Here is a 23,166-nt window from a genome sequence, read left to right on the forward strand (position 1 = left end):
GGGAGGTAGAGGTCAGGGGGTTGCGGTGCTGTAGGCCTGGAGCACGTGCAGGAAGAGCGCCTCGCGGCGGGCGCGGACGGCCTCGCTGCCGGGGTCGAGCAGGACCTGGACGGCGGTCCCGTCGTGGACGGCGACGAGCGCCTGCCCGAGCGCGTCCTCGTCGGTCACCCGGCGCCCGGTGCGTCCGAGCGCCTCCACGACGGCGGGCAGCACGGCGTCCTGGATCGCCTGCTCCCGGGCGGCCATCACCCGCCGCAGGGCGGGGTTGCGCAGGGCGTGCGCGGTGAACTCGGCGGTGACCCGGTACCAGGCGTCGTCGACCGGGATGGCCCGCAGCGCGGCCCGTACGGCGTCCTCGGGCGCGGCCGCCGACACCTCGGCCAGGGCCGCGCGCACATCGGCGAGCAGCCGGGCCGAGCGCTCCTCCCACATGGCGAGGAACAGCTCGTCGAGCGAGGTGAAGTTCGAGTAGAAGGCGCCGCGCGTGTATCCGGCCCGCTCGCAGATCTGCTCGACGGTGGACCGGCCGAACCCCTCCTCGGCGAACACGTCGAGCGCCGAGTCGAGCAGCCGTCGCCGGGTACGGGCGCGGCGGCTGGTGACGCGCTTGGAGTCGGAGACGGGGGGCACGGGGGCCGCGTCGGTGACGGTGGTCACGGCGGCCGCGGGGGCCGCGGGGGTGACGGGGGCGGGGGTCATCGGGGTCATGGGTTCTCCCTCTTGGATACGGGAACGTATCCGATACGCCGGTGTATCGACAAGGCCTCTGGCCTCGATGTTCGCTGTGGCCTGGGCATTCGCGCCGGACCCCCGCAGGCGAGGCCGTCGGCGGACGTGGCTCATTACCGTCCCCCTTATTCGGCCTCCTCGCCCTTTGTCGAGATTGCGGCCTGTACAGGCCCGGGCCCCCGCAGCAGGGTTCTCCCCGGCGGAGGCACGGCCACGGCCACGGCGGGATGGGGAGTGGGAGCCATGGACGACTCGCTCGGTGCGGCTGGTGCGGCGGCCGGTGTGGCCGGTGTGGCCGGGGCCGGGGCGGCCGGGGCGGCCGGGGCGCAGGATCCCGGGCCCGAGGGCGCGGGCTTCGCGTACCACCCGGTCGAGCGGGAGCTGATCGTGGTCGCGCGCCCGGAGCTCGCCGTGGCGGACGCGCGGGCCTCCGAGGGCGCCCCGGGGTCGTCGGCGCTGGCCATGTTCCTGATGGACCAACAGCTGGCGCTGGAGCCGCTGTTCGGCAGTGAGGCCCGGGTACGTGAGGCGCTGGCGCTGCTCCCCCGGCACGGCGCGGGCGTACCCGACCTCACGCTCTTCCACCGGGTGCGCGGCGGCGAGGACCGCCTGGAGGAGCTCGCCTCCCGGGTCGCGGGGCTCCCCGGGATCGAGACGGCGTACGTGAAGCCGAGCGCGCTCCCGGCGACGGGGCCGTTCGGGACGCGGGGCGACGGCCGTATCGGCGAAGGTGACGAGGGGAGCCGCGAGAAGGAGGGGGCGATCCCCGACTTCAGCGCCCGTCAGGGCCACTTGGGGCCCGCGCCCCACGGCATGGACGCGGCCTGGGCGTGGCTCCAGGCGGGCGGCTCCGGCGAGGGCGTGAGCATCGTCGACGTCGAGGCGGCGTGGCAGCTCGGCCACCGCGACCTCGGCCCCAAGCTCGCCGGGATCGTCGCGGGCACCCCCGTCGAGGACCTGGCCTGGCGCAACCACGGCACCGGTGTGCTCGGGGTGCTCGGCGGCAGCCGCACCGGCAGCGGCACGCTCGGGATCGTCCCGGAAGCCGTCCTCGCGGTCGCGTCGATCCACGGCATCGGCACGGCCCGGGCCATCACCTGCGCCGCCGACCGCCTCACCCCCGGCGACATCGTGCTGGTCCCGCTGCACCGCCCCGGCCCGCGCTTCGGGTACGCGGCCGACGACGACCAGCGCGGGCACATCCCGCTGGAGTGGTGGCCCGACGACTTCGCGGCCGTACGGTACGCGACGGCGCGCGGCGTGGTGGTCGTCGAGGCGGCCGGCAACGGCGCGGAGAGCCTGGACGACGCGCTGTACGAGGCGCGCCCGGACGGCTTCCCGCAGTGGTGGCGCAACCCGTTCGACCCGGCGGCCCCCTCCTCCGGCGCGATTCTGGTCGGCGCGGGCGCCCCGCCGCCGGGCACGCACGGCCGCGACCACGGCCCCGACCGCTCCCGCCTCGGCTTCTCCAACTTCGGCAGGCGGGTGGACGCCCAGGGCTGGGGCCACGAGGTCACCACGGCGGGCGGCTTCTGGAACCGGCCGGGCGAGCTGCGGGGCGGGCAGTCGGAGGAGACCTGGTACACGGACGCGTTCTCCGGCACGTCACCGGCGGCCGCGCAGATCGCGGGCGTGCTCGCCTCGCTCCAGGGCATGCTGCGCACGGCGGGCCTGGCCCCGCTGGCGCCCGAGCCCCTGCGCGAGCTGCTCCGCCGCACCGGCTCGCCCCAGCGGGAGGCGCCGGGCCGCCCGTCCTCGCAGCGCATCGGCACCCGCCCGGACCTGCGCGCCGTGGTGGCCGACCTGGTACCGCGCCGGATCACGGAGGGCCCGGCGGAACGCTTCCGGGACGACCTTCTGCCCGACCCCGGCCCCGGCCCCGACCCCGGCTCCGGCCCCGGCCCGCACGCCGGAGCCACGCGCCTGCGCCTGTATGTGAACGGGGCATGGCGCACCCTCCCCGACCCCGAACCACACGTCCGCCTGGCGATCCACACCGCCTTCGCGACCGGCCACCACGCCGTACGCGTCCGGTACACGGACGAGGGCGAGGTGGTGGGGGTGACGGTGACGGGGGTGACGGTGACGGGGGTGACGGGGGAGGGGTGAGGCGGGACGGCTTCAGCGGTGCGCCCGGGGGCTGTTCGGCCGGACGCGGTGCGCCCACGGGGCCGGGCGGCTGGGCGGCCCGGTGCGGTTCGGCCACGGGCTGGGCGGCCGGACGCGGTGCGCCCACGGGGCCTGGCGGCCGGACGCCGTTCGCCCACGGGCCGGGCGGCCGGACGCGGGCGGAACCTTCAACCGGAACCTTCAACCGGAACCTTCAACCGGAACCCTCAACCGGCACCCTTACCCTCCCCCCTCGCCCTCCCCCTCCACATCGACGTGCGGAAGGATCCGGCCCAGCCACCCCGGCATCCACCAGGCCCGTCGGCCGAGGAGGGTCATGACGGCGGGGACCAGGAGCAGGCGGACCACCGTGGCGTCGACGAGGACGCTCACCGCCAGCCCCAGGGCGAGCATCTTGACCACGATGTTCTCGCTGAGCAGGAACGCGGCGAAGACGGTGGCCATGATCAGGGCCGCGCAGGTGATGACGCGGGCGGTGATCTCCAGGGCGTGCGCGACGCTCTCCCCGGCGTTGCCGGTGCGCAGCCAGCGTTCGTGGACGCGGGAGAGCAGGAAGATCTCGTAGTCCATGCTCAGGCCGAACACGATGGCGAACATCATCATCGGCACATAGCTCTCGATGGGTACCGTGCCCGAGACGCCGAGCGCCGGGCCGCCCCAGCCCCACTGGAAGACGGCGACCACGACCCCGTACGAGGCGGCGATGGACACCAGGTTGAGCACCGCGGCCTTCACGGCGACCAGCAGCCCCCGGAACACGATCAGGATGATGAGGAAGGCCAGGGCCACGACCGCGCCGATGATCAGGGGGAGGCGGCTGGAGAGGACGTCGACGAAGTCGACCTGGGTGGCGGTCGACCCGGTCACATAGCCGTGCGCGGCGGTACCGGAGACCGCCTGGGGCAGGACGTCACCGGTCAGGTGGTTGACGAGGTCGGTGGTCGTCGCCGTCTGCGGCGCGGCCTTCGGGATGAGGGTGGCGGCCAGCACCTGCCCGTCCGAGGTCGGCTTGAGCGGGGAGACCGAGGCCGTGTCGGGCAGACCGGTGAGGGCCTTGGTCACCGTTTGCGCGAGCGCCGACCGGTCGGCGTCCGGCACCCCGCTCTGGTCGACGACGATGGTCAGCGGCCCGTTCGAGCCGGGCCCGAACGCCTGCGACATGAGGTCGTACGCGCGCCGGTCGGTGAAGCTCGTGGGGTCCGCGCCGTCGCCGATGTGCCCGAGCCGCATGGAGAACACGGGGATGGCCAGGACGGCGATGACGAGGATGCCACCGGCCAGGAACCACCAGGGCCGCCGCTCGACGCGCAGGGCGTAGCCGCGCCAGCCGTGGGCGGCCGGGGTGCGGGCTGTGTCGGCTGTGGGGGGCGTGCGGGGCGTGCGGGTCGTGTCGGCCGTGTCGGCCGTGTCGGCCGTGCCGACTGTGCGCGGCGTGCCAACCGCGCCGGCCGCGCCAACCGCGCCGACCGTCCCGTCCCCGTCGTCGGTACTGGCTTCTGCCACCGGCGTACGTACGTGCCACGCATCGATCCGCCGCCCGACCAGCCCGAGCAGGGCGGGTACGAGGGTGAGCGCGGCAAGGACCGCCGAGATCACCGTGATCATGGCCGCCAGGCCCAGCTTCCCGATGAAACTGATGCCGGAGAACCACAGGCCCGCCAGGGCGACGATGACCGTACAGCCGGAGACCAGGACGGCCCGCCCGCTGGTGGCCACGGCCCGCCCCGCGCTCTCGGCCGGGTCCATTCCGTCCATGATCTGCTGGCGGTGCCGGGTGAGCAGGAACAACGCGTAGTCGATCCCCACGCCGAGGCCGATCATCGTGGCCAGCGTCGGGGAGACCGTGGAGAGCGTGAACGCCGCCGCGAGCAGCCCCAGCGCCCCCAGCCCGACGACCACCCCGACCAGCGCCGTCACCAGCGGCAGCCCGGCGGCGAGGACGCTGCCGAACGCCACGAGCAGCACCACGACCGCCACCGCGAATCCGACCAGCTCGCTGACCAGGTCGTTGGGCTCCGGCCGGGCGAGCTCGCCGAGCGGCCCGCCGTACTCGACCTCCACCCCCGCCGAGCGCAGCGGCGCCACGGCCCGGTCCACCCCGTCCAGGTACGAGGCGCCCAGCGTGGCCGGCAGGACGTCGAAACGTACGGTGAGGTAGCCGGTGGCGGCGTCCCTGGACAGCGGCCCGGTGTCCGGCTGCCCCGACGGCGGCACGGGCGCGGTCAGCGGATTCTGTACGGACACCACGTGCGGCAGCCGCCCCAGGCTGCTCACGACCCCGTCGACCTGATCGCGTACGCCGGTCAGCGGGCCGTGGGCGTCGTGCAGGACGATCTGCGTGCCGTATCCACCGGCGGCCGGATCGTGCGCCTTGAAGACGCCGAAACCCTCCTGCGACTGGGTGGAGGGCAGCGAGAAGTTGTCGGTGTACGTTCCGCCGAACGCGTGCTTCAGCCCCTGCATCCCGCCCACGGCGACCAGCCACAGACAGATGACCACGACGAAATGCCGGGCACACCACTGCCCGAGCCGCCTCATCCATCCCAGGGAGGATGGCCGGGAGGGGGCGGATGGGGCGGATGGTGCGGACATGGGTCCTCCACGGCGCCGGGTGCTCACACAGCCGCTGCGGGGGCCGGCTCGTCCCAGGGCTCGTCCCACCAGTTCGGCTCGTACGTCCCCATCACAAATGACCGAAGGCGGACCGGCACGTCCGGTTACGGCATTTGCGGCAGCGGCAGGGGGAGCGGCAGGGGGAGAGGGGGACGGTAAATTGGTGAAGGTTCGGTTCTTGGGAGTCTTGGGAGCCTGGGGCTCCCGGGGCTTGAGGCCTTCGGGTCCTCGGTCCTCGGTCTTCGGGTCTTCGGGTCTTCGGGTCTTCGGGTCGGCTCCACGGCAGCTTGGTGGGTGCGAGCCAGGCCCGGCCCCGGCCCCGGCCCCGGCCCCGATTCCGATCCCGATCCCGATCCCGTGGCCGTGCCCCGGCTGGTGCGCGCCGCCGCGCAGGGACTCCGCTCGCTGCTCGCTGCTCGCCGCTCGCGGCCGCGGCGCGAAGCCGCCCGGCTTCCCCGTCCTCCTCACGTACGCCCCGAAACGTAAGCCGCATCGCACGCCCGAAACGTACGCCCCGGATACAGCCGGGCGTGCCCGAGCACGACAGGTCCGTCTCCTTTGCCCTCGTCCATGCCACCGTCCACGCCCTCCCCCATGACCCCCTCCATGTCCACGCCCACGCCCGCGCTGTCTCCGGCCGCCCGGCTGCGGGGGCTACGGGGTCTGCGGGGTCTGCGGGGTCTGAAGCCCGACTGGCTGTCCGATCCGAAGGTCTGGCGCACCGAGATCCTGGGTGGCCTGGTCGTCGCCCTGGCCCTGATCCCCGAAGCGATCTCGTTCTCGGTCATCGCGGGGGTCGACCCGGCGATAGGGCTGTTCACCTCCTTCACGATGGCCGTGACCATCGCGATCGTGGGCGGCCGGCCGGCCATGATCTCGGCCGCCACCGGCGCCGTCGCCCTGGTCACCGCCCCGCTCAACCGCGAGCACGGCCTCGGCTACCTGGTCGCCTGCGTCATCCTGGGCGGCGTATTCCAGATCGTTCTGGGCACGCTGGGCGTGGCGAAGCTGGTGCGGTTCGTGCCGCGCAGCGTCATGGTCGGCTTCGTCAACTCGCTGGCCATCCTCGTCTTCATGGCCCAGATCCCCGAGATGCACGACGTGCCGTGGGTCGTCTACCCGCTGATCATCGGCGGCCTGGCGCTGATGGTGTTCTTCCCGAAGGTGACGAAGGTGGTCCCGGCCCCTCTCGTATCCATCGTGATCCTCACGGTCATCACGGTCGCGGCCGGAATCGCGGTGCCGACGGTCGGCGACAAGGGCGACCTGCCGTCCTCCCTGCCGGTGCCGGGCCTGCCCGACGTGCCGTTCACCCTGGACACCCTCACCACCATCGCCCCGTACGCGCTCGCCATGGCGCTGGTCGGCCTGATGGAGTCGCTGATGACGGCCAAGCTGGTCGACGAGATCAGCGACACGCACTCCTCCAAGACCCGCGAGTCGATCGGCCAGGGCGTCGCCAACATCGTCACGGGCTTCTTCGGCGGCATGGGCGGCTGCGCCATGATCGGCCAGACGATGATCAACGTACGGGTCTCCGGCGCCCGCACCCGCCTCTCCACCTTCCTGGCGGGCGCGTTCCTGATGGTGCTGTGTATCGCGTTCGGCCCGGTCGTCTCGGACATCCCCATGGCGGCTCTGGTCGCGGTGATGGTGATGGTGTCGTTCGCGACGTTCGACTGGCACTCCATCGCCCCGAAGACCCTGAAGCGCATGCCCACGGGCGAGATCGCCGTCATGCTGATCACCGTCGCGTGTGTGGTCGCCACCCACAACCTGGCCATCGGCGTGGTCGTCGGCACCATCGCCGCCATGGTGATCTTCGCGAGGCGCGTCGCCCACGTCGCTGAGGTCACCGCGGTCGCCGACCCCGACGGCACGACGGTGGTCTACCGGGTCACCGGCGAACTGTTCTTCGCCTCATCCAACGACTTGGTAGGCCAGTTCAACTACGCCACGGACCCCGACAGGATCACCATCGACCTCACGGCCGCCCACATCTGGGACGCCTCCTCGGTCGCGGCCCTCGACGCGATAGAGACGAAGTACGCCCAGCGCGGCAAGAGCGTCGAGATCGTCGGGCTGAACGAGCGGAGCGCACAGATCCACGCTCGGCTCAGCGGGGAATTGGCGGGGAGCAACTGATCGCCCCCGACGGCGTGGCACCGGGCAGCGGCGCCCGCTCGCCCTATTTACCGAACGCGCTCGTCACCAGACGGTGGGCCCCGACCAGACTGAGGTCGGGTACGGCCTTGCGGAGCGCGATCACGGAGGCGACGTGATCACTCCGGGAATCGAGCCCCGCGACGCCCAGAACTCCTCGAACCCACTGCCCCAGAACGTCGTCCTCCGTACGCGCGCACTGAGCCTCGACAATGCCAACGGCCCGCTCCAGCCCGGCGCGCTCCTCGGGACTTGCAGCGGCCAAGGCTTCTCGCACGCCCTGAAGAATGTCGGGCCCGTCTCGCAGGACGAGGACGGACGACGTCTTACCGATCGACACGAGGTTCCTCCGGGGAATGCGAAGAGGCTGCCCAGGGCGGGTCACGAGACCGCCCGACAGGCCGACGGCGGAGCCGGCAAGCAAGACCCTGCCAACCAAGATCCCTCCCCGGCAAGGGACTTGAGCGCGACCTGAGGTCCGCCGTCCACATTGCGTCACACGCGGCACGAGGAGCAACACGAGCCCGACCGGCCGGGGGTCGGTGCCGGCGGGAAGCCGATCAGCGAACGGGCGGGAAGGGAGACAGGGTGACAAGCGCTGGCCCTGGAGGTATCAGCTTCGTCATCCCCTGCCATAGCGTTGGCGACCGTCTCATCGATGCTGTCGAGTCCGTGGTCGAGCAGTTGCTTCAACGGCCGTACGAGGTAGTGGTCGTGGCGACTGGGGTGCATCCGTTGCCCTTTTGAGTCGTAGTGTCGGCTCAGTGCAGGTGGGGTGATGGCGATCTGGCCAAGCCCGCAACGGGTGTCCCCCTGGACACAGAAGTCGAACTAACGTTCCCTCACTGCCGGTTTGACCGACCGGCAGAGCAACGGAAGGGGAACGCTCATGCGCACAGCACGAACCCTGGCCGTAGCGGCTGTTGGCCTGGCGACAGCCGCTGTTCTGGGCTTCGGCACCCCCGCCTCGGTGGCGGCGCCGACTGCCTCGGGCGACTCGAACAGTGCAGTTGGGCACGTGATGGTGGACGGACACCGCGTGGTGACGGGGACCACGATCGGGGAGTGGGGCAAGACAAAGGACGGCGAGCTGTACTCCTTCACCTACCAGGCCGGTGAGGCCAAGCCCGCCGCGCCTGCCGCTCCGGCGGCGGCGAGCTGTTCGGTGTACATCTCGGACGTCTCCTTCCACGGGGCCGGCGCCGGTGCGTGGTTCCAGTGGGAGACGTCGCAGGTGTGCAGTGGGTCGTACGGCTCCCAGAAGCTCCAGACGCAGATGTGGCGCAGCTCGTGGAGCGGCCCGCGCGGCTACAACAACTGGCACGGCACGAGCCTGACCTCGAACGGCTTCATCGACTACGGCTGGTCGACGGACTGCAACGACGGCGGCGGCACGTACACCTACTACCCTGTGATGCAGGGCTACGCCAGCGGTATCGGCTGGGGCCCCAAGACCCGCTCCGACAACGATCTGCGCAAGGGATGCGGGACCAGGGCTCCGAATCCGTAGGAGAGTCGCATGGTCGAACAACCCCCCAAGCGGTACTCGCCAGAAGGCACCCCATTGGGGCGCAGTGCGGACAACATCTGGTTCGGCACCAGCTACTCCACTGAGACCCCGCGCGCCCGCAAGCTGTGGTGGCGGATCAGGGACGTACTGCGCTGGCCGGTGAAGAACAGCAAGCAGCGCCATTGACTCATGGGAGCACCGAGCACGGGTGGGCCCTTTCCGCAGGAACGCTCTGCGGGAAGGGCCCATGGCGGCCCAGTCCTCGTCGGACAGGACCGGGTCCTCCGGGCTGGCCCGCACAGAGAGGTGCCACACGTGCTTTGCAGGGCGCCGGCCCCGCGGGCAGCGCATAGACCGGCAGGTCGAGCCGGCGCTGCAACTGCTGGTAGGTGGCACGGGGGTCGCGGCCGAGCCCGGCTCCCAAAACGATCTCCGGAACCACTCAGGGGCCTGACCCGCTTTCGCGGATCAGGCCCCTGACCTGGTCTTACAGCTGTCGGGGTGGCGGGATTTGAACCCACGACCTCTTCGTCCCGAACGAAGCGCGCTGCCAAGCTGCGCTACACCCCGATGTCACCGGTTGTCGCGGCGACGTCGTTTACTTTAGCCCACCGGCGGCCGGAGACGAAATCCGGTTTCGGGGGCCGTCACACGCGGGCCGTCAGGGGCGGGAGCGCGGCCTCCGGGGGCCGGTCAGGCGCGGGCCGTCCGGGTCGGGAACGCGGCCTCCGGGGCCCCGTCAGGCGCGGGGTGTCAGGGGCGGGAGTGCCGCATCCGTCGGGAGCGCCGCATCCGGGCCGGGGCAAGCGCCGACCCCCGGGGACCGGGGAGCGGCGCCGTCAGGCTCGGGAACGCCGTCTCCCCCGACCGTCACCCCCGCGCCGTCAACGTCAGCGGCAGGAGCGCGGGCCCCCGGCCATCCCCCCGCCGTCAACCTCAGCGGCGGCGCCCGCCAGGCGCCGTCCCCCCGCCGTCAACCTCAGCAGCGGCGCCCGCCACGCGCCGTCACCCCCTCGCCGTCAACGTCAACAGCGTCGCCTCCGGAGGGCAAGCGAAGCGGACCGGGGTGTAGCGGTTCGTGCCGCAGCCCGCTGAGACGTGCAGGTACGCACGGTTGCCGGCCGCCTCGTGTGTCGAGAGGCCCTTCACGCGGTCCGTGTCCAGGTCGCAGTTGGTGACCAGGGCCCCGTAGAAGGGGATGCACAGCTGGCCGCCGTGGGTGTGGCCGGCCAGGATCAGTGGGTAGCCATCGGCCGTGAACGCGTCCAGGGAGCGCAGGTACGGGGCGTGGACCACCGCGATCGACAGGTCCGCGTCCGCCTCCGGGCCGCCGTCCACCTTCGCGTACCGGTCCCGCTTGATGTGCGGGTCGTCCAGGCCCGTGAACGCCAGCTCCAGGCCGTCCAGCTTCAGGAGGCCCCGCGCGTTGTTGAGGCCGACCCAGCCCGCCGTGTCGAACGCGTCCCGCAGCTCCTCCCACGGGTTGTGGACGACGCCGACGGCGGGCGCGTTGCCGTTCAGGCCGTGCTTGCCCTGGGCCTTCTCCAGCAGGTAGCGGGCCGGGTTGCGCAGCTTGGGGCCGTAGTAGTCGTTCGAGCCGAAGACGTACACGCCGGGGAAGTCCATCAGCGGGCCCAGCGCGTCCAGGACCTCCGGCACACCCTCCGGGTCCGACAGGTTGTCGCCCGTGTTGACCACGAAGTCCGGGCGCAGCCCCGCCAGCGACTGCAGCCACGCGCGCTTCTTGCGCTGGCCGCCGACCATGTGGATGTCCGAGACCTGGAGTACGCGCAGGGGACGTGTGCCTCTCGGCAGCACCGGGACCGATACGCGCCGCAGCCGGAAGGAGCGGGCTTCGAAGCCCGCCGCGTAGGCGATGCCGGCCGCGCCGATCGCGGTGATCGCGGCCGTCGTTTTCAGTGGAATCCCGTATCGCGCGCGCATGCGCCCATCGTTGCAGACGTACGTATGCCTACGGTCTTCGCGGGTCGCCTGAAGATCTTCCGTGCGCCCCCGCCCGCGCCCCGCGCACGCCCGTACCCGCGCTCCCGGCGCGAAACTGGCACGCGCCCCGGGCTCGCCACCTGCCACACTGGGCGCATGACCACGCTCAAGGCCACGCTCAAGGACGACCTCACCACCGCCATGAAGGCGCGTGACGAGCTGCGCTCGTCGACGCTGCGACTGACCCTCACCGCCATCGCCAAGGAGGAGGTCGCGGGCAAGAGCGCGCGCGAGCTCTCCGACGACGAGGTGCTGAAGGTGATCGCCAAGGAGGCGAAGAAGCGGCGTGAGGCGGCCGACGCGTTCGAGCAGGGCGGCCGCACGGAGTCGGCGGCGAAGGAGCGGGCCGAGGGCGAGATCCTCGACGCGTACCTGCCGAAGCAGCTGTCCGACGCGGAGCTGGACGACATCGTCGGCCAGGCCGTCGAGGAGGCCAGGGCCGCGGGCGCCGAGGGGCCGCGGGCCATGGGGGCCGTGATGAAGATCGTGAACCCGAAGGTGGCCGGGCTGGCGGACGGCGGCCGCGTCGCGGCGACCGTGAAGCGCCTCCTGGCGGGCTGACCAGCCCATATGCGCGCGTACGTACGTAGGACGGGCCCCGTCTGTACGGAAGACGGGCCGCACCCGCGCACCCGTACGGCGGCCCGCTCCCGTCCGTAAGACGGGCCGCACCCGCGCACCCGTACGGCGGCCCGCTCCCGTCCGTGAGACGGGCCGCACCCGCGCACCCGTACGGCGGCCCGCTCCCGTCCGTGAGACGGGCCGCACCCGTACGTGAGACGCGCCGCACCCGTACGTAAGACGCGCCGCGCACCCACACAAGAAGGGGCGCCCGGGATCTCCCGGGCGCCCCTTCTACGTACGTGCGCGCGCGGCCTTCGCCCAGCCGCCCGCCGCCCCGCCGGACCCCCTACGGCCAGTTCCCCCCGATCGCCCCGCCGATCACTCCCGGCGGGATCGAGATGTTGGGGTTCGGCGGGACCGTGATGCCGCCCGGCTTGTTGTCGCCGCCGCCGGGGCGGTGCTTCTTGCCGCCCTTGCCCTTGCCCTTGGCGTTGGCGTCGGGGTCGTCCGTGTCCGCCGGCGGGTCCTTGGGCTGGGGGTCGGGGATGTCGACCCTCACGAAGTTGGGGGCCGGCAGGCCGGAGAGGGCGCCCGTCATGGCGTCCTTCCAGATCGGTCCGGGGACCTCACCGCCGTACACCTTCTCCTTGTACACGCCGCCGATCGTGATGTTCTCCATCTCGACGCTCTGCGTCGGGCTGCCGACCCACACCGCGCCGGACAAGTTCGGCGTGTAGCCGACGAACCAGGCGTTCTTGCGCTGGTCGGTGGTGCCGGTCTTGCCCGCGTTGTCGCGGTCCGAGAGGCCCGCCAGCGCGCCCGTACCGGAGTCGGTCACACCGCGCAGCAGCGTGTTGATGCTGTCCGCCGTGGTCTGGGACATCGCCTGGCTGCACGAGGACTTCGGCACCGGCAGCGCCGTGCCGTCCGGCTTCTTGATCGACTCGATGGCGACCGGCGTGCAGTACGTGCCCCGGTTGGCGAAGGCCGCGTACGCGCTCGCCATGTTCAGCGGGGAGATACCGGTGGAGCCCAGCGTCAGGGCGGACGGCACCATCGGGAGCTTCGCGCCGTTGCCCTGCACCACGTGCAGCTTGTCGGTCATCTGCGCGACCGGGCACATGCCGATCTCACCGAGCATCTGCACGAAGTACGTGTTGACGGACTTCTCCATCGCCGTCTTCAGCGGGTACGGCCCGTGCTCGGACTCGTTCTCGTTCTCCAGCGACTCGTTGTTGACGTTCACCCACGGCTTGCCGCTGCACGTCTGCACGGTCGTCGGGTAGTCCATCTCGAACGGCGACGGGTACTGCTGCGTCGGCGGCTTGCCGCCCTCGATCGCGGCGGCGGCCAGGAACGGCTTGAACGTCGAACCGACCGGGAAGCCGTAGTTCGAGCCGCCCATCTGCTTGTTCACCGAGAAGTTGATCTGCGTCTCGTTCGTCCCGAAGCCGTACGGACGCGACTGGCCCATCGCCATGATCTTGCCGGTGCCGGGCTGGACCAGGGTGACGGCCGTGGCGACCTTGTCCGACTGGTAGACGTGGTTCTTGATGGAGGCCTGGGCGGACTGCTGGGCCTGCGGGTCCAGGGTCGTACGGACCGTCAGGCCGCCCTGGTTCCACAGCTTGGCCCGCTCCTCCTTGGTCTTGCCGAAGACCGGGTCGGAGAGGAAGACCTCGCGCACGTAGTCGCAGAAGAAGCCCGCGCCGCTGACGGCCGTGATGCAGCCGTTCTTCGGCTTGGAGACCTTCAGCTTGATCGGCGTGGCCTTGGCGCGGTCCGCCTCGGCCTGCGAGACGTCCTTCATGTCGGCCATCCGCTGCAGGACCGTGTCGCGGCGCTTCTTGGCCTCCTGCGCGTCGTTGACCGGGTCGTACCGGCTCGGCGACTGGACGATGCCCGCCAGCATGGCGGCCTCCTCCAGCTTCAGGTCCTTGGCCGGCTTGGAGAAGTAGCGCTTGGCGGCGGCCTCGACGCCGTACGCCTGCTGCCCGAAGAACGTGATGTTGAGGTAGTTCTCCAGGATCTTCTTCTTGCCGAGCTCCTCCTCGACCTGGATCGCGTACTTGAGCTCCTTGACCTTGCGGCCGAGCGTCTGCTGGGTGGCCTCGGCGACCTTGTCGGGGTCGTCGCCGGCCTCCTCCACGAAGACGTTCTTCACGTACTGCTGGGTGAGGGTGGAGGCGCCCTGGGCCACCCCGCCCGACGTGGCGTTCTTGTTCAGCGCGCGCAGCACGCCCTTGAGGTCGATCGCGCCGTGCTCGTAGAAGCGCGAGTCCTCGATCGCGACGATCGCCTTCTGCATGTACGGGGAGATGTCCGCGAGCGGGACCACCGTGCGGTCGCGCGAGTACACCGTCGCGATCTGACCGCCCCTGGCGTCCAGGATCGAGGTGCGCTGACTCAGCGGCGGGGTCTTCAGATTGGCGGGGATCTCGTCGAACCCCTCGACCGTGCCCTTGGCCGCGAGCCCCAGCACGCCGAACGCCGGCAGCGCGATGCCCGCGAGCACCGCTCCGGAGAGCACACTCACCCCGACGAACTTGGCGGCCTGCTGGGTCCCGGTCAGACCACCGCCCGAGCGCTTCTTTGCCATGGGGGCAGCCTACGTTCTGATTCGCCGGACACGGGTCAATGCTCTGGCCTAAGCTGCCCTCAACTGTCACAGCAGTGCGGTTGCGCATCAAGTCGATGTTTATTGCTGTTCGGCTCTCGCAAGGGGCGGCTGGCCCGGATTCGCCGCCCGTTTACGCCTCATGGGTCATCAGGCGTCCGTTGTGGCTCAACTGGAACGTCCCGCTTGGTCGGGTTTCTCACGTTTGTCCCCCGCTCACTCCGTTGGGTGATCTGCCGCGTACGCATAGTCCGTTCGGGCCATTCAAGATTGGGCCCGAAGGGGGTGTTGCGCTGTGCCCACCTTCCGTAACGTCCTCAACTGGCAGCGGTGAATATGCCGCTGCCGCCGTGGGGGAGCCTCGATTCGGGAGAGGACGGCGCCGGCATGGGCTGGGTAACCGACTGGAGTGCGCAGGCAGCCTGCCGCACTACCGATCCGGACGAACTGTTCGTACAGGGTGCGGCTCAGAACAGGGCGAAGGCGGTGTGCACCGGATGTCCGGTGCGGACCGAGTGCCTCGCGGACGCACTGGACAACCGCGTCGAATTCGGCGTGTGGGGCGGAATGACGGAGCGGGAGCGCCGCGCACTGCTGCGCCGCCGGCCCACCGTCACGTCCTGGCGGCGTCTCCTGGAGACGGCGCGTACGGAGTACGAGCGCAGCACGGGCATCCTGCCCGTGGGCATGGACGACGAGGAGGCGTACGCCTACCGGCACGCCGTGGACGAGACGTACGCGGCCGTGGGGTAGCCCACGGCGGTACGACGCGCGTACGTACGAGACGTACGACACGTGCGCATCAGAGTGCTCCGGCCTGTTCCTCCTGGGCCGCGAGCCGTTCCCCGATGGCCCGGAGCCCGGCGAGATCGTGTACGTCGCCGGGCAGGGCGGCCACTTCGGCCACCGGGACTTCGGGGTGGAGCGCGGTGAAGCGGTCGCGCGTGCGCTGTTCGCGGGCGAGCACCTGCATCCGTTCGGCGTGCAGGCGCAGGAGACCGGCGGTCAGCCGGTCGACCGACACGCCGTCCTGGTCCTCGGGACCGCCGTCTTCGTCTTCGGGACCGGTGGGGGAGAGAGCTGAGGGAGCTTCGGGAGAGGAACCACCGGTGCCACGATCCTCAGCCTTCCCGGGCCCCTGATCGACAATGCGGCCGTCGACAAGATTTTCCCCAGAAGGGTTTTCCCCAGGAGGATGTTCCCCGGGACTCTCCCCAGGTCCCTCCCCGGGCCCCTCCCCGGGGCCCTCCTCCAGGTGCTCCGCCGCCGCGAGCGCACGCTCGGCCGACAGCCGGGACGCGCCGCTGCCGTGCACCCGGTTGAGTACGAGCCCGGCCAGCGGCATCGAGTCGGCCGCCAGCCGCTCCACGAAGTACGCGGCCTCGCGCAGCGCGTCCCGCTCCGGCGCGGCGACCACGAGGAACGCGGTGCCGGGGGCCTGGAGCAGCCGGTACGTGGCGTCCGCGCGGGTGCGGAACCCGCCGAACATCGTGTCCATCGCCGCCACGAAGGTCTGCACGTCCCGCAGCAGCTGGCCGCCGAGCAGTTTGCCGAGCGTGCCCGTCATCATCGACATGCCGACGTTGAGGAACTTCATCCCGGCCCGGCCGCCCATCTTGGCGGGGGCCATCAGCAGCCGGATGAACTTGCCGTCCAGGAACGACCCCAGCCGCTTCGGCGCGTCCAGGAAGTCGAGGGCCGAGCGCGACGGCGGGGTGTCCACGATGATCAGGTCCCACGCGTCGCGCGCCCGCAGCTGGCCCAGCTTCTCCATCGCCATGTACTCCTGCGTGCCCGCGAAGCCGGCCGACAGGGACTGGTAGAAGGGGTTGGAGAGGATCGCCCGGGCGCGCTCGGGGTCCGCGTGCGCCTCGACGATCTCGTCGAAGGTCCGCTTCATGTCGAGCATCATGGCGTGCAGCTCGCCGTCGCCGTCGACGCCCTTGACCCGGCGCGGGGTGTTGTCCAGCGAGTCGATGCCCATGGACTGGGCGAGCCGGCGGGCCGGGTCGATGGTCAGCACGACCACCTTGCGGCCGCGCTCGGCGGCCCGCAGTCCGAGGGCCGCCGCCGTCGTGGTCTTGCCGACCCCGCCGGAGCCGCAGCACACCACGATCCGCGTCTTCGGGTCGTCGAGCAGGGGGTCGATGTCGAGCGGCGCGGCCGCGTCCATGGTCACGTCCGCACTCACGTCCCCGCTCACTTCCCCACCCCGAGCCTTCGCAGTCGTGCGGCCAGGCGGTAGAGCCCGGCCAGGTCCATTCCCTCGCCGATCAGCGGCAGTTCGTACGCCGGAAGCCCCAACCCGCCCACCACCGCCCGCTGCTCGCGCTCCAGCTCCACCCGCTCGGCGTGCTCGGCGGCCTCCTGGAGCAGCGGTGTGACCAGCTTGGCCGAGCCGGTGATCCCGGCGCGGGTGAGCGCCTTGGCGACCTCCTTGCGCCGGTCGCCGGTGACGCCCCGGACCGCCTCCTCGTCGAGCAGGTGCGGGCGGACCATGTTCACGATCACGGCGCCGGTCGGCAGCTCGGCGGCGCGCAGCTCGGCGATCCCGTCGGCGGTCTCCTGGACCGGCATCTCCTCCAGGAGCGTCACCAGGTGCACGGCCGTCTCGGGGGACTTGAGCACCCGCATCACGGCCTGCGCCTGGTTGTGTATCGGGCCGATCTTGGCGAGCCCGGCGACCTCGTCGTTGACGTTGAGGAAGCGGGTGATCCGCCCGGTGGGCGGGGCGTCCATGACCACATGGTCGTACGCGTACCGCCCCTGCCTGTCCTTACGCCTGACGGCTTCGCACGCCTTGCCGGTCAGCAGGACGTCGCGGACGCCCGGGGCGATGGTGGTGGCGAAGTCGATGGCGCCGAGCTTCTTCAGGGCGCGGCCGGCCGAGCCCAGCTTGTAGAACATCTGGAGGTAGTCGAGCAGGGCCCGCTCGGCGTCGATCGCCAGCGCGTGCACCTCCCCGCCGCCGGGCGCCACGGCGATCTTCCGCTCCTCGTACGGAAAGGCCTCCGTCTCGAAGAGCTGTGCGATGCCCTGTCTGCCCTCGACCTCGACGAGGAGCGTGCGCTTGCCCTCCGTCGCGAGGGCGAGCGCGAGGGCTGCGGCGACCGTGGTCTTGCCGGTACCGCCCTTGCCGCTGACGACCTGGAGCCTGCTCACGTCGTCGAGCCTAACCAGTCCCCGGGCGGCCTACGCATGAGGCTGCCTCCGCCAGCGGCTACAGTCGGCCACATGACCAAGTGGGAATACGCGACCGTGCCCCTTCTCGTGCACGCGACCAAGCAGATTCTGGACACCTGGGGCGAGGACGGCTGGGAGCTGGTCCAGGTCGTCCCCGGGCCGAACAACCCCGAGCAGCTGGTGGCCTACCTGAAGCGGGAGAAGCAGGCATGAGCGGCGCCGGCGCAGGTGTGGTGGAGGCGAAGCTGGCCGAACTCGGCCTGACGCTGCCGGAGGTCGTGCCGCCGCTGGCCGCGTACCAGCCGGCCGTACGGTCGGGTGTGTACGTGTACACGGCCGGGCAGCTGCCGATGGTCGAGGGCAAGCTCACGCTGACCGGCAAGGTGGGCGCGGAGGTCACGGCCGAGGAGGCGAAGGACGCGGCGCGGATCTGTGCGCTGAACGCTCTCGCGGCGGTGAAGTCGGTCGCGGGTGACCTCGACCGGATCGCGCGCGTGGTGAAGGTCGTGGGGTTCGTCGCCTCGGCGAGCGACTTCACGGGCCAGCCGTCCGTGATCAACGGGGCGAGTGAACTGCTGGGGGCGGTCCTGGGCGACAAGGGCGTCCACGCGCGCAGCGCGGTCGGCGTCGCGGTGCTTCCCCTGGACGCGCCGGTCGAGGTCGAGCTCCAGGTCGAACTGACGGACTGACGGACTGACCGCCGGGCCTTCGTCCGCGGGCCGTGGGTGGCTGGTCGCGCAGTTCCCCGCGCCCCTGAAGGCGAGGGTCGTCTTTCACCTGCGGGCCGGTGGTGGGTTGCTCGCGCAGTTCCCCGCGCCCCTGGAAGTCTGTGGCTGAGCTGGGTTCTCCGGCTGCGGGCGATTACCTAGGGGCGCGGGGAACTGCGCGACCAGCCCCCACCGGCCCGCAGACAAAGGCGGGTTTAGGAGCGCGGGGCTGTGACATGTGCGGCTCCGCCGCGTGGGCGCGAGTAACCGGCCACTCAGCCGCAGACGACGGCTGGGCCGAAGAGGGGGCGCGGGTAACCGGCCACTCAGCCGCAGACAAAGGCCGGGCTACCCGCAACCGCAGGAGCGGCGGATCACCAGGCGGGACGGGAACTGCTTCAGGCGTTCGCGGCGCGAGCCCGCGACGCGGAGCGCGTCGTCCAGGACCAGGTCCACCGCCGCGCGGGCCATCGCGGGGCGGTCGGAGGCGACCGTCGTGAGGGGCGGGTCCGTGAGGCCGGCCTCCTTCACGTCGTCGAAGCCCGCCACCGCCAGCTCCCCCGGAACGTCGATACGAAGCTCCCGCGCCGCGCGCAGGACGCCGATCGCCTGGTCGTCCGTCGAGCAGAAGATGGCCGGGGGGCGCTCGGGGCCGGACAGGATGTCCAGGGCGACCCGGTACGCGTCATAACGGTTGTACGGGGCCTGGAACAGGCGCCCTTCCGTCGGCCGGCCGGACTCCAGCATCGCCCGCCGCCAGCCCTCCACATGGTCGGCCACCGGGTCGCCGACCGCCGGGGTCGACTCGACCCCGCCGAGGCACGCCACGTACGCGTGGCCGTGTTCCAGCAAATGGCGGGTGGCCAGCTGCGCCCCGCCGATGTCGTCCGTGACGACCGCCACGTCGTCGATCGCCTCCGGCCGTTCGTGGAGGAGCACCACGCGCGCGTCCCACGCGTCGATCTCGGCCGCCGCGCGCTCGCTGGGACCCTGGCTGACCAGGATCAGACCGGCGACCCGCATGCCGAGGAACGCCCGCAGATAGTGGACCTCGCGGTCGTCCAGATAGTCGGAGTTGCCGACCAGGACCATTTTCCCGCGCTCGGCCGCGGCCTGCTCCACCGCGTGCGCCATCTCCGCGAAGAACGGCTGGCGCGCGTCCGGGACGATCATGCCTATGAGGTCCGTGCGCCGCGAGGCCATCGCCTGGGCGACCCGGTCGGGCCGGTAGCCCAGCTCCTTGATCGCGGCGAGTACCCGCTCGCGCGTGGCCGGGGCGACCGGCCTCGGTCCGTTGTTGATGACATAGCTGACGACCGCGGTCGACGTACCCGCCAGTCTCGCCACATCATCCCGCGTCACCTTGGCCACGAGCGGGAGTCTACGCGGGGTGACCTACCTCTGGGCAGGGCGTACGGAGGCTTCCTCCGGCTCCGCGACGGCCGGGACCGGTGTGGAGGCCACGGATTCCGCGGCAGCCTTGGCCTTGGCTTCCGCCGCCGACTTCGCCTTGGCCTCTTCGGCCGCCCGCTCGACCTTCTCGGGGGTGACGAACCGGTACCCGACATTCCGGACGGTGCCGATCAGCGACTCGTGCTCGGGGCCGAGCTTGGCCCGCAGCCGCCGTACGTGGACGTCGACCGTCCGCGTACCGCCGAAGTAGTCGTACCCCCAGACCTCCTGGAGCAGCTGCGCGCGCGTGAAGACCCGGCCGGGGTGCTGGGCGAGGTACTTCAGGAGCTCGAACTCCTTGAAGGTCAGGTCGAGGACCCGGCCCTTGAGCTTCGCGCTGTACGTCGCCTCGTCCACGGAGAGGTCGCCGTTGCGGATCTCCATGGGGGAGTCGTCGGAGGTGATCTGCTGGCGGCCCATCGCGAGCCGCAGCCGCGCCTCGACCTCCGCGGGGCCCGCGGTGTCCAGGAGGACGTCGTCGATGCCCCAGTCGGCGGTGACGGCGGCCAGACCGCCCTCGGTGACCACCAGGATCAGCGGACAGCCGGGGCCGGTGGAGCGCAGCAGCTGGCAGAGCGAGCGGACCTGCGGCAGGTCGCGGCGGCCGTCGACGAGGATCACGTCCGCGCCGGGGGTGTCCACCAGGGCCGGGCCCTCGGCGGGAGCCACCCGCACGTTGTGCAGCAGCAGGCCGAGCGCCGGAAGCACCTCCGTGGACGGCTGGAGGGCATTGGTGAGGAGCAGCAGAGAGCTCATCGCCCACCACCTGCCATGGGGCTCGTCGTCGGTTTCTTCGGATCGTGCACGGTCTGCTCGCCCATAACGTCGGTTCCTCCTCGGTCCCTGCGAGGACGTTTACGGCACTGCTTGCGGTACCAGGCTCCCGCGCCCTGAGAGCCTTTGTTCACCTGCTCGTAACAACGATCAGGAAACGCAAAAGGACCCGGGGGCTGCGCTGCCCGGATCCTCTGCCCAGCAGAATAGCCCACATGAGTTCCGGGGCAGAGGGTCGATTTCACACTGTGGATGTTTCCTCGATCACTAGGGGACCGCGGCGCGCAACTCTTCGCACCTCGGACGGCGTGGCCGTCGAGGCCCTGCACGACCCCTGTACGGGCCCCGCGACGGACACCGCGATCGTGGTCGCGCACGGTTTCACGGGGTCCGCGGCCCGCCCGGCGGTGCGGCGGGCGGCGGGGGTGTTCGCCCAGTACGCGGGCGTGGTCACGTTCTCCTTCCGGGGCCACGGCAACTCCGGCGGGCGCTCCACCGTCGGCGACCGCGAGGTGCTCGACCTGGCGGCGGCCGTGGAGTGGGCGAGATCACTCGGCTACGCGCGCGTGGTCACCGTCGGCTTCTCGATGGGCGGCTCCGTGGTCCTGCGGCATGCGGCGATGCACAAGGGGCTCACCGGGGCGCGCACGGACGCGGTCGTCTCCGTCAGTGCGCCTGCCCGTTGGTACTACCGGGGGACGGCCCCCATGCGCAGGCTGCACTGGCTGGTGACCCGGCCCGCCGGGCGCCTGGTCGGCCGGCTCGGCTTCGCCACCCGGATCGACTCCAGGCAGTGGTGCCCGGTGCCGCTCTCGCCGGTCGAGGCGGTCCCGCTGATCGCGCCGACCCCGCTGCTGATCGTCCACGGCGACCGCGACCCGTACTTCCCGCTCGACCACCCCAGGATGCTGGCGGCCGCCGGACCTGCGCAGCTGTGGCTGGAGGAGGGCATGGGGCACGCGGAGAACGCGGCCGGCGAGGCGTTGCTCCGCCGGATCGCGCAGTGGCTGTCGGTGGCGTAGCCCATCATGGGGGACGACGAAAGGAGGGTCGCCATGGCAGCGGGAACCATCCGCTTCTGGGCCGCGGCCAAGTCCGCCGCCGGTGTGGCCGAGGAGCCGTACGCGGCGGCCACGCTGGCCGAGGCGCTCGACGCGGTGCGCGAGCGCCACCCCGGCGAGCTCACGCGCGTACTGCTCAGGTGCTCGTTCCTGGTCGACGGTGACCCCGTCGGGACGCGCGAGCATGAGACCGTACGGCTTGCCGAGGGCGGCACGGTCGAGGTGCTCCCGCCGTTCGCAGGAGGGTGACCCCCACGTCATGAGCGATCAGCAGTACCCGAATCCGTACGACGAGCGGTATCCGCGGTTCGACCAGTACGACCAGTACGAGCAGTACGACCAGTACGGGCAGCCGGTTCAGCAGCAGCAGCATCATCATCAGCAGCAGTACGACCAGCAGCAGTACGACGCGTACCAGCAGCAGGACCAGCACCAGCAGCCACAGCAGTACGACCAGTACGGGCAGCCGGTCCAGCAGCAGCCCGCGCAGCCCCCCGCGCAGCCCGCGCAGCAGCAGTTCCCGCACGACCCGTCGTACCAGGAGCAGCAGCAGTACACGCAGACGTGGGAGGGCCAGACCTGGGACACCCAGTACCAGCCCACGGTCCAGCCGCAGGCCGCGCAGCAGCAGGACCGGCAGCCGATGCAGCAGCCGGTGCAGCAGCCCGTGCAGGAGCAGCCCGTGCAGGAGCAGTACGCGCAGGCGTACGCGCAGCCCGCCGCCGACACCGAGTACCTGCCGCCGCAGACCGGCTCCGTGCCGCTGCCCCCGGAGACGCAGACACCGGCGTACGAGCCGCCCGCCGCGCCCGTGCCGCCCGCGCAGGACGACGCCCCCGCGTACAGCCCGCCCACCACCGTCGGCAACACCCGGATCACCGACGCCCAGCGGGCCCGCGCCGAGGGGCGCTCGCCCATCATCGCGCCGGGGATGCAGCCCGCCGCGCTCACCGCCGTCCTCGGCCTGCTGCTCGCGGCCGCGTCCGGCATAGGGCAGTACGCGCTGGTGGTGCCGCTGGTGCTGCTCCAGGCCGTCACGGCCGCGGGCTGGTTCCGGCTCAACGGGATGTGGCCCGCCCGGCAGGGCATCGCGCTCGCCTTCCTGGGCGGTCTGGTCGCGGACGCGGCGCTGCTCGCCGTCGGCGACGAGCACGCGCCCGCGGCGATCCTGGGCACACTCGGGGTGTGGGTGCTGCTCACCCTCGTCCTCCAGCTGCGCAGCCACGCGGACCCGGACGAGCGGATGTACGGCCTGATGGCGACCGTGGCCTCGGCGGCGCTCGCGATCCTGGCCGCCGGATACCTCGCGGCGATCCCGCACGCGGTGGCGGTGGGCGCGGCCGCGGTGGCCGTCGCCGTCCCGGCCCGCGCGCTGCCGCTGCCGGGGCCGGTCTCCGTCGTGGTCGCGCTGCTCGCGGCCGCGGGCGCGGGAATCGTCGCCGGACAGCTGACGGACGTGGGTGCCTCGGGCGCGCTGCTCGGGCTCGCCGCCGGGGTGTGCGCGCTGATCGGGCTGCGGGTGGCCAGCTATGACTACCCGTCGCGTTTCGTCCACATGACGGCCGGAGTGGCGCTGCCGCTCACCGCGGCTGTTCCCGCTTTGTATCTGATCGGTCGAGTGATCGGGTAATTGCGGGAGTTAGGCTCGCAGCGTCAACG

Annotated in this window: 20 protein-coding genes and 1 tRNA gene; 11 read left to right on the top strand and 10 right to left on the bottom strand. The window is 71.5% G+C overall.

What is annotated here, in order from left to right; all coding sequences use genetic code 11:
* Positions 1-12 precede the first annotated feature (12 nt).
* Entirely contained in the window at positions 13-708 is a 696-nt protein-coding gene (locus tag AB0G17_RS21990; protein ID WP_361385239.1) for a TetR/AcrR family transcriptional regulator, read from the bottom strand.
* A gap of 264 nt (positions 709-972) precedes the next feature.
* On the opposite strand from AB0G17_RS21990, the gene AB0G17_RS21995 reads away from it, so the two are divergent.
* Entirely contained in the window at positions 973-2,838 is a 1,866-nt protein-coding gene (locus AB0G17_RS21995; RefSeq protein ID WP_361385241.1) for a S8 family serine peptidase, read from the top strand.
* A gap of 240 nt (positions 2,839-3,078) precedes the next feature.
* On the opposite strand, the gene AB0G17_RS22000 is transcribed toward AB0G17_RS21995, so the two are convergent.
* A complete protein-coding gene (locus AB0G17_RS22000) occupies positions 3,079-5,451 on the bottom strand; it encodes an MMPL family transporter (protein ID WP_361385244.1) in 2,373 nt (790 codons plus the stop codon).
* Between the two features lie 627 nt (positions 5,452-6,078).
* Between AB0G17_RS22000 and AB0G17_RS22005 the strand changes: the two genes are divergently transcribed.
* Positions 6,079-7,617 carry a SulP family inorganic anion transporter gene (locus AB0G17_RS22005; RefSeq protein ID WP_361385247.1) on the top strand — a complete coding sequence of 513 codons (1,539 nt, stop codon included), beginning with the start codon at positions 6,079-6,081 and terminating at the stop codon, positions 7,615-7,617.
* A 43-nt stretch (positions 7,618-7,660) separates the two neighbouring features.
* Here the strand turns inward: AB0G17_RS22005 and AB0G17_RS22010 are convergent, their stop codons facing one another.
* Complete coding sequence (locus tag AB0G17_RS22010; protein ID WP_361385250.1) at positions 7,661-7,975, bottom strand: hypothetical protein; 315 nt, start codon at positions 7,973-7,975, stop codon at positions 7,661-7,663.
* Positions 7,976-8,524: 549 nt separating this feature from the next.
* On the opposite strand from AB0G17_RS22010, the gene AB0G17_RS22015 reads away from it, so the two are divergent.
* Together AB0G17_RS22015 and AB0G17_RS22020 are read left to right on the top strand one after the other, a co-directional pair.
* A complete protein-coding gene (locus AB0G17_RS22015; protein ID WP_361385253.1) occupies positions 8,525-9,145 on the top strand; it encodes a hypothetical protein in 621 nt (206 codons plus the stop codon).
* Positions 9,146-9,154: 9 nt separating this feature from the next.
* The gene (locus AB0G17_RS22020; protein WP_361385256.1) at positions 9,155-9,331 is read left to right on the top strand and encodes a hypothetical protein; all 177 of its coding nucleotides are present in this window, start codon (positions 9,155-9,157) and stop codon (positions 9,329-9,331) included.
* A 310-nt stretch (positions 9,332-9,641) separates the two neighbouring features.
* Here the strand turns inward: AB0G17_RS22020 and AB0G17_RS22025 are convergent.
* Together AB0G17_RS22025 and AB0G17_RS22030 are read right to left on the bottom strand one after the other, a co-directional pair.
* Positions 9,642-9,715: transfer RNA gene (locus AB0G17_RS22025), tRNA-Pro, on the bottom strand.
* A gap of 435 nt (positions 9,716-10,150) precedes the next feature.
* Positions 10,151-11,089 (bottom strand): metallophosphoesterase, encoded by a 939-nt coding sequence (locus AB0G17_RS22030; protein WP_361385259.1) that lies wholly within the window; start codon positions 11,087-11,089, stop codon positions 10,151-10,153.
* A 156-nt stretch (positions 11,090-11,245) separates the two neighbouring features.
* Here AB0G17_RS22030 and AB0G17_RS22035 point away from each other — a divergent pair, with 156 nt between their 5' ends.
* On the top strand, positions 11,246-11,710 hold the full coding sequence (locus tag AB0G17_RS22035; RefSeq protein WP_361385262.1) for a GatB/YqeY domain-containing protein: 465 nt from the start codon (positions 11,246-11,248) through the stop codon (positions 11,708-11,710).
* A gap of 349 nt (positions 11,711-12,059) precedes the next feature.
* On the opposite strand, the gene AB0G17_RS22040 is transcribed toward AB0G17_RS22035, so the two are convergent.
* Positions 12,060-14,312, bottom strand: coding sequence for a transglycosylase domain-containing protein (locus tag AB0G17_RS22040; RefSeq protein WP_361385265.1), 2,253 nt, complete (start codon positions 14,310-14,312; stop codon positions 12,060-12,062).
* Positions 14,313-14,717: 405 nt separating this feature from the next.
* Between AB0G17_RS22040 and AB0G17_RS22045 the strand changes: the two genes are divergently transcribed.
* Positions 14,718-15,083 (top strand): WhiB family transcriptional regulator, encoded by a 366-nt coding sequence (locus AB0G17_RS22045; RefSeq protein ID WP_266981110.1) that lies wholly within the window; start codon positions 14,718-14,720, stop codon positions 15,081-15,083.
* A gap of 49 nt (positions 15,084-15,132) precedes the next feature.
* Here AB0G17_RS22045 and AB0G17_RS22050 read toward each other — a convergent pair whose 3' ends face one another.
* Both AB0G17_RS22050 and AB0G17_RS22055 read right to left on the bottom strand, forming a co-directional pair.
* A complete protein-coding gene (locus tag AB0G17_RS22050; RefSeq protein ID WP_361385564.1) occupies positions 15,133-16,503 on the bottom strand; it encodes an ArsA family ATPase in 1,371 nt (456 codons plus the stop codon).
* A 26-nt stretch (positions 16,504-16,529) separates the two neighbouring features.
* A complete protein-coding gene (locus tag AB0G17_RS22055) occupies positions 16,530-17,492 on the bottom strand; it encodes an ArsA-related P-loop ATPase (protein ID WP_361385268.1) in 963 nt (320 codons plus the stop codon).
* A gap of 72 nt (positions 17,493-17,564) precedes the next feature.
* Between AB0G17_RS22055 and AB0G17_RS22060 the strand changes: the two genes are divergently transcribed.
* Together AB0G17_RS22060 and AB0G17_RS22065 are read left to right on the top strand one after the other, a co-directional pair.
* Positions 17,565-17,726 carry a DUF4177 domain-containing protein gene (locus AB0G17_RS22060; protein ID WP_003975360.1) on the top strand — a complete coding sequence of 54 codons (162 nt, stop codon included), beginning with the start codon at positions 17,565-17,567 and terminating at the stop codon, positions 17,724-17,726.
* The gene (locus AB0G17_RS22065) at positions 17,723-18,202 is read left to right on the top strand and encodes a RidA family protein (RefSeq protein WP_361385271.1); all 480 of its coding nucleotides are present in this window, start codon (positions 17,723-17,725) and stop codon (positions 18,200-18,202) included. The genes AB0G17_RS22060 and AB0G17_RS22065 overlap by 4 nt, the downstream gene beginning before the upstream one ends.
* 366 nt (positions 18,203-18,568) lie before the next feature.
* Here AB0G17_RS22065 and AB0G17_RS22070 read toward each other — a convergent pair whose 3' ends face one another.
* Both AB0G17_RS22070 and AB0G17_RS22075 read right to left on the bottom strand, forming a co-directional pair.
* On the bottom strand, positions 18,569-19,591 hold the full coding sequence (locus AB0G17_RS22070) for a LacI family DNA-binding transcriptional regulator (protein WP_361385274.1): 1,023 nt from the start codon (positions 19,589-19,591) through the stop codon (positions 18,569-18,571).
* A gap of 24 nt (positions 19,592-19,615) precedes the next feature.
* Entirely contained in the window at positions 19,616-20,428 is an 813-nt protein-coding gene (locus AB0G17_RS22075) for a response regulator transcription factor (protein ID WP_361385277.1), read from the bottom strand.
* 233 nt (positions 20,429-20,661) lie between these two features.
* Between AB0G17_RS22075 and AB0G17_RS22080 the strand changes: the two genes are divergently transcribed.
* Genes AB0G17_RS22080 through AB0G17_RS22090 form a run of 3 tightly spaced genes read left to right on the top strand, consistent with a single transcriptional unit; the run spans position 20,662 to position 23,137 of the window.
* Entirely contained in the window at positions 20,662-21,468 is an 807-nt protein-coding gene (locus AB0G17_RS22080) for an alpha/beta fold hydrolase (RefSeq protein ID WP_361385280.1), read from the top strand.
* 33 nt (positions 21,469-21,501) lie between these two features.
* A complete protein-coding gene (locus AB0G17_RS22085) occupies positions 21,502-21,756 on the top strand; it encodes a MoaD/ThiS family protein (RefSeq protein ID WP_283142830.1) in 255 nt (84 codons plus the stop codon).
* Between the two features lie 10 nt (positions 21,757-21,766).
* Entirely contained in the window at positions 21,767-23,137 is a 1,371-nt protein-coding gene (locus tag AB0G17_RS22090; RefSeq protein ID WP_361385284.1) for a hypothetical protein, read from the top strand.
* Positions 23,138-23,166 lie beyond the last annotated feature (29 nt).

It is taken from the genome of Streptomyces sp. NPDC023838 (assembly GCF_040639555.1).
Classification (GTDB): domain Bacteria; phylum Actinomycetota; class Actinomycetes; order Streptomycetales; family Streptomycetaceae; genus Streptomyces.

Coding starts and splice junctions, on each gene's coding strand:
- AB0G17_RS21990 (WP_361385239.1), bottom strand. CDS start 708: ATGACCCCGATGACCCCCGCCCCCGTCACCCCCGCGGCCCCCGCGGCC.
- AB0G17_RS21995 (WP_361385241.1), top strand. CDS start 973: ATGGACGACTCGCTCGGTGCGGCTGGTGCGGCGGCCGGTGTGGCCGGT.
- AB0G17_RS22000 (WP_361385244.1), bottom strand. CDS start 5,451: ATGTCCGCACCATCCGCCCCATCCGCCCCCTCCCGGCCATCCTCCCTG.
- AB0G17_RS22005 (WP_361385247.1), top strand. CDS start 6,079: ATGTCCACGCCCACGCCCGCGCTGTCTCCGGCCGCCCGGCTGCGGGGG.
- AB0G17_RS22015 (WP_361385253.1), top strand. CDS start 8,525: ATGCGCACAGCACGAACCCTGGCCGTAGCGGCTGTTGGCCTGGCGACA.
- AB0G17_RS22020 (WP_361385256.1), top strand. CDS start 9,155: ATGGTCGAACAACCCCCCAAGCGGTACTCGCCAGAAGGCACCCCATTG.
- AB0G17_RS22030 (WP_361385259.1), bottom strand. CDS start 11,089: ATGCGCGCGCGATACGGGATTCCACTGAAAACGACGGCCGCGATCACC.
- AB0G17_RS22035 (WP_361385262.1), top strand. CDS start 11,246: ATGACCACGCTCAAGGCCACGCTCAAGGACGACCTCACCACCGCCATG.
- AB0G17_RS22040 (WP_361385265.1), bottom strand. CDS start 14,312: ATGGCAAAGAAGCGCTCGGGCGGTGGTCTGACCGGGACCCAGCAGGCC.
- AB0G17_RS22045 (WP_266981110.1), top strand. CDS start 14,718: ATGGGCTGGGTAACCGACTGGAGTGCGCAGGCAGCCTGCCGCACTACC.
- AB0G17_RS22050 (WP_361385564.1), bottom strand. CDS start 16,503: ATGGACGCGGCCGCGCCGCTCGACATCGACCCCCTGCTCGACGACCCG.
- AB0G17_RS22060 (WP_003975360.1), top strand. CDS start 17,565: ATGACCAAGTGGGAATACGCGACCGTGCCCCTTCTCGTGCACGCGACC.
- AB0G17_RS22065 (WP_361385271.1), top strand. CDS start 17,723: ATGAGCGGCGCCGGCGCAGGTGTGGTGGAGGCGAAGCTGGCCGAACTC.
- AB0G17_RS22075 (WP_361385277.1), bottom strand. CDS start 20,428: ATGAGCTCTCTGCTGCTCCTCACCAATGCCCTCCAGCCGTCCACGGAG.
- AB0G17_RS22080 (WP_361385280.1), top strand. CDS start 20,662: ATGAGTTCCGGGGCAGAGGGTCGATTTCACACTGTGGATGTTTCCTCG.
- AB0G17_RS22085 (WP_283142830.1), top strand. CDS start 21,502: ATGGCAGCGGGAACCATCCGCTTCTGGGCCGCGGCCAAGTCCGCCGCC.
- AB0G17_RS22090 (WP_361385284.1), top strand. CDS start 21,767: ATGAGCGATCAGCAGTACCCGAATCCGTACGACGAGCGGTATCCGCGG.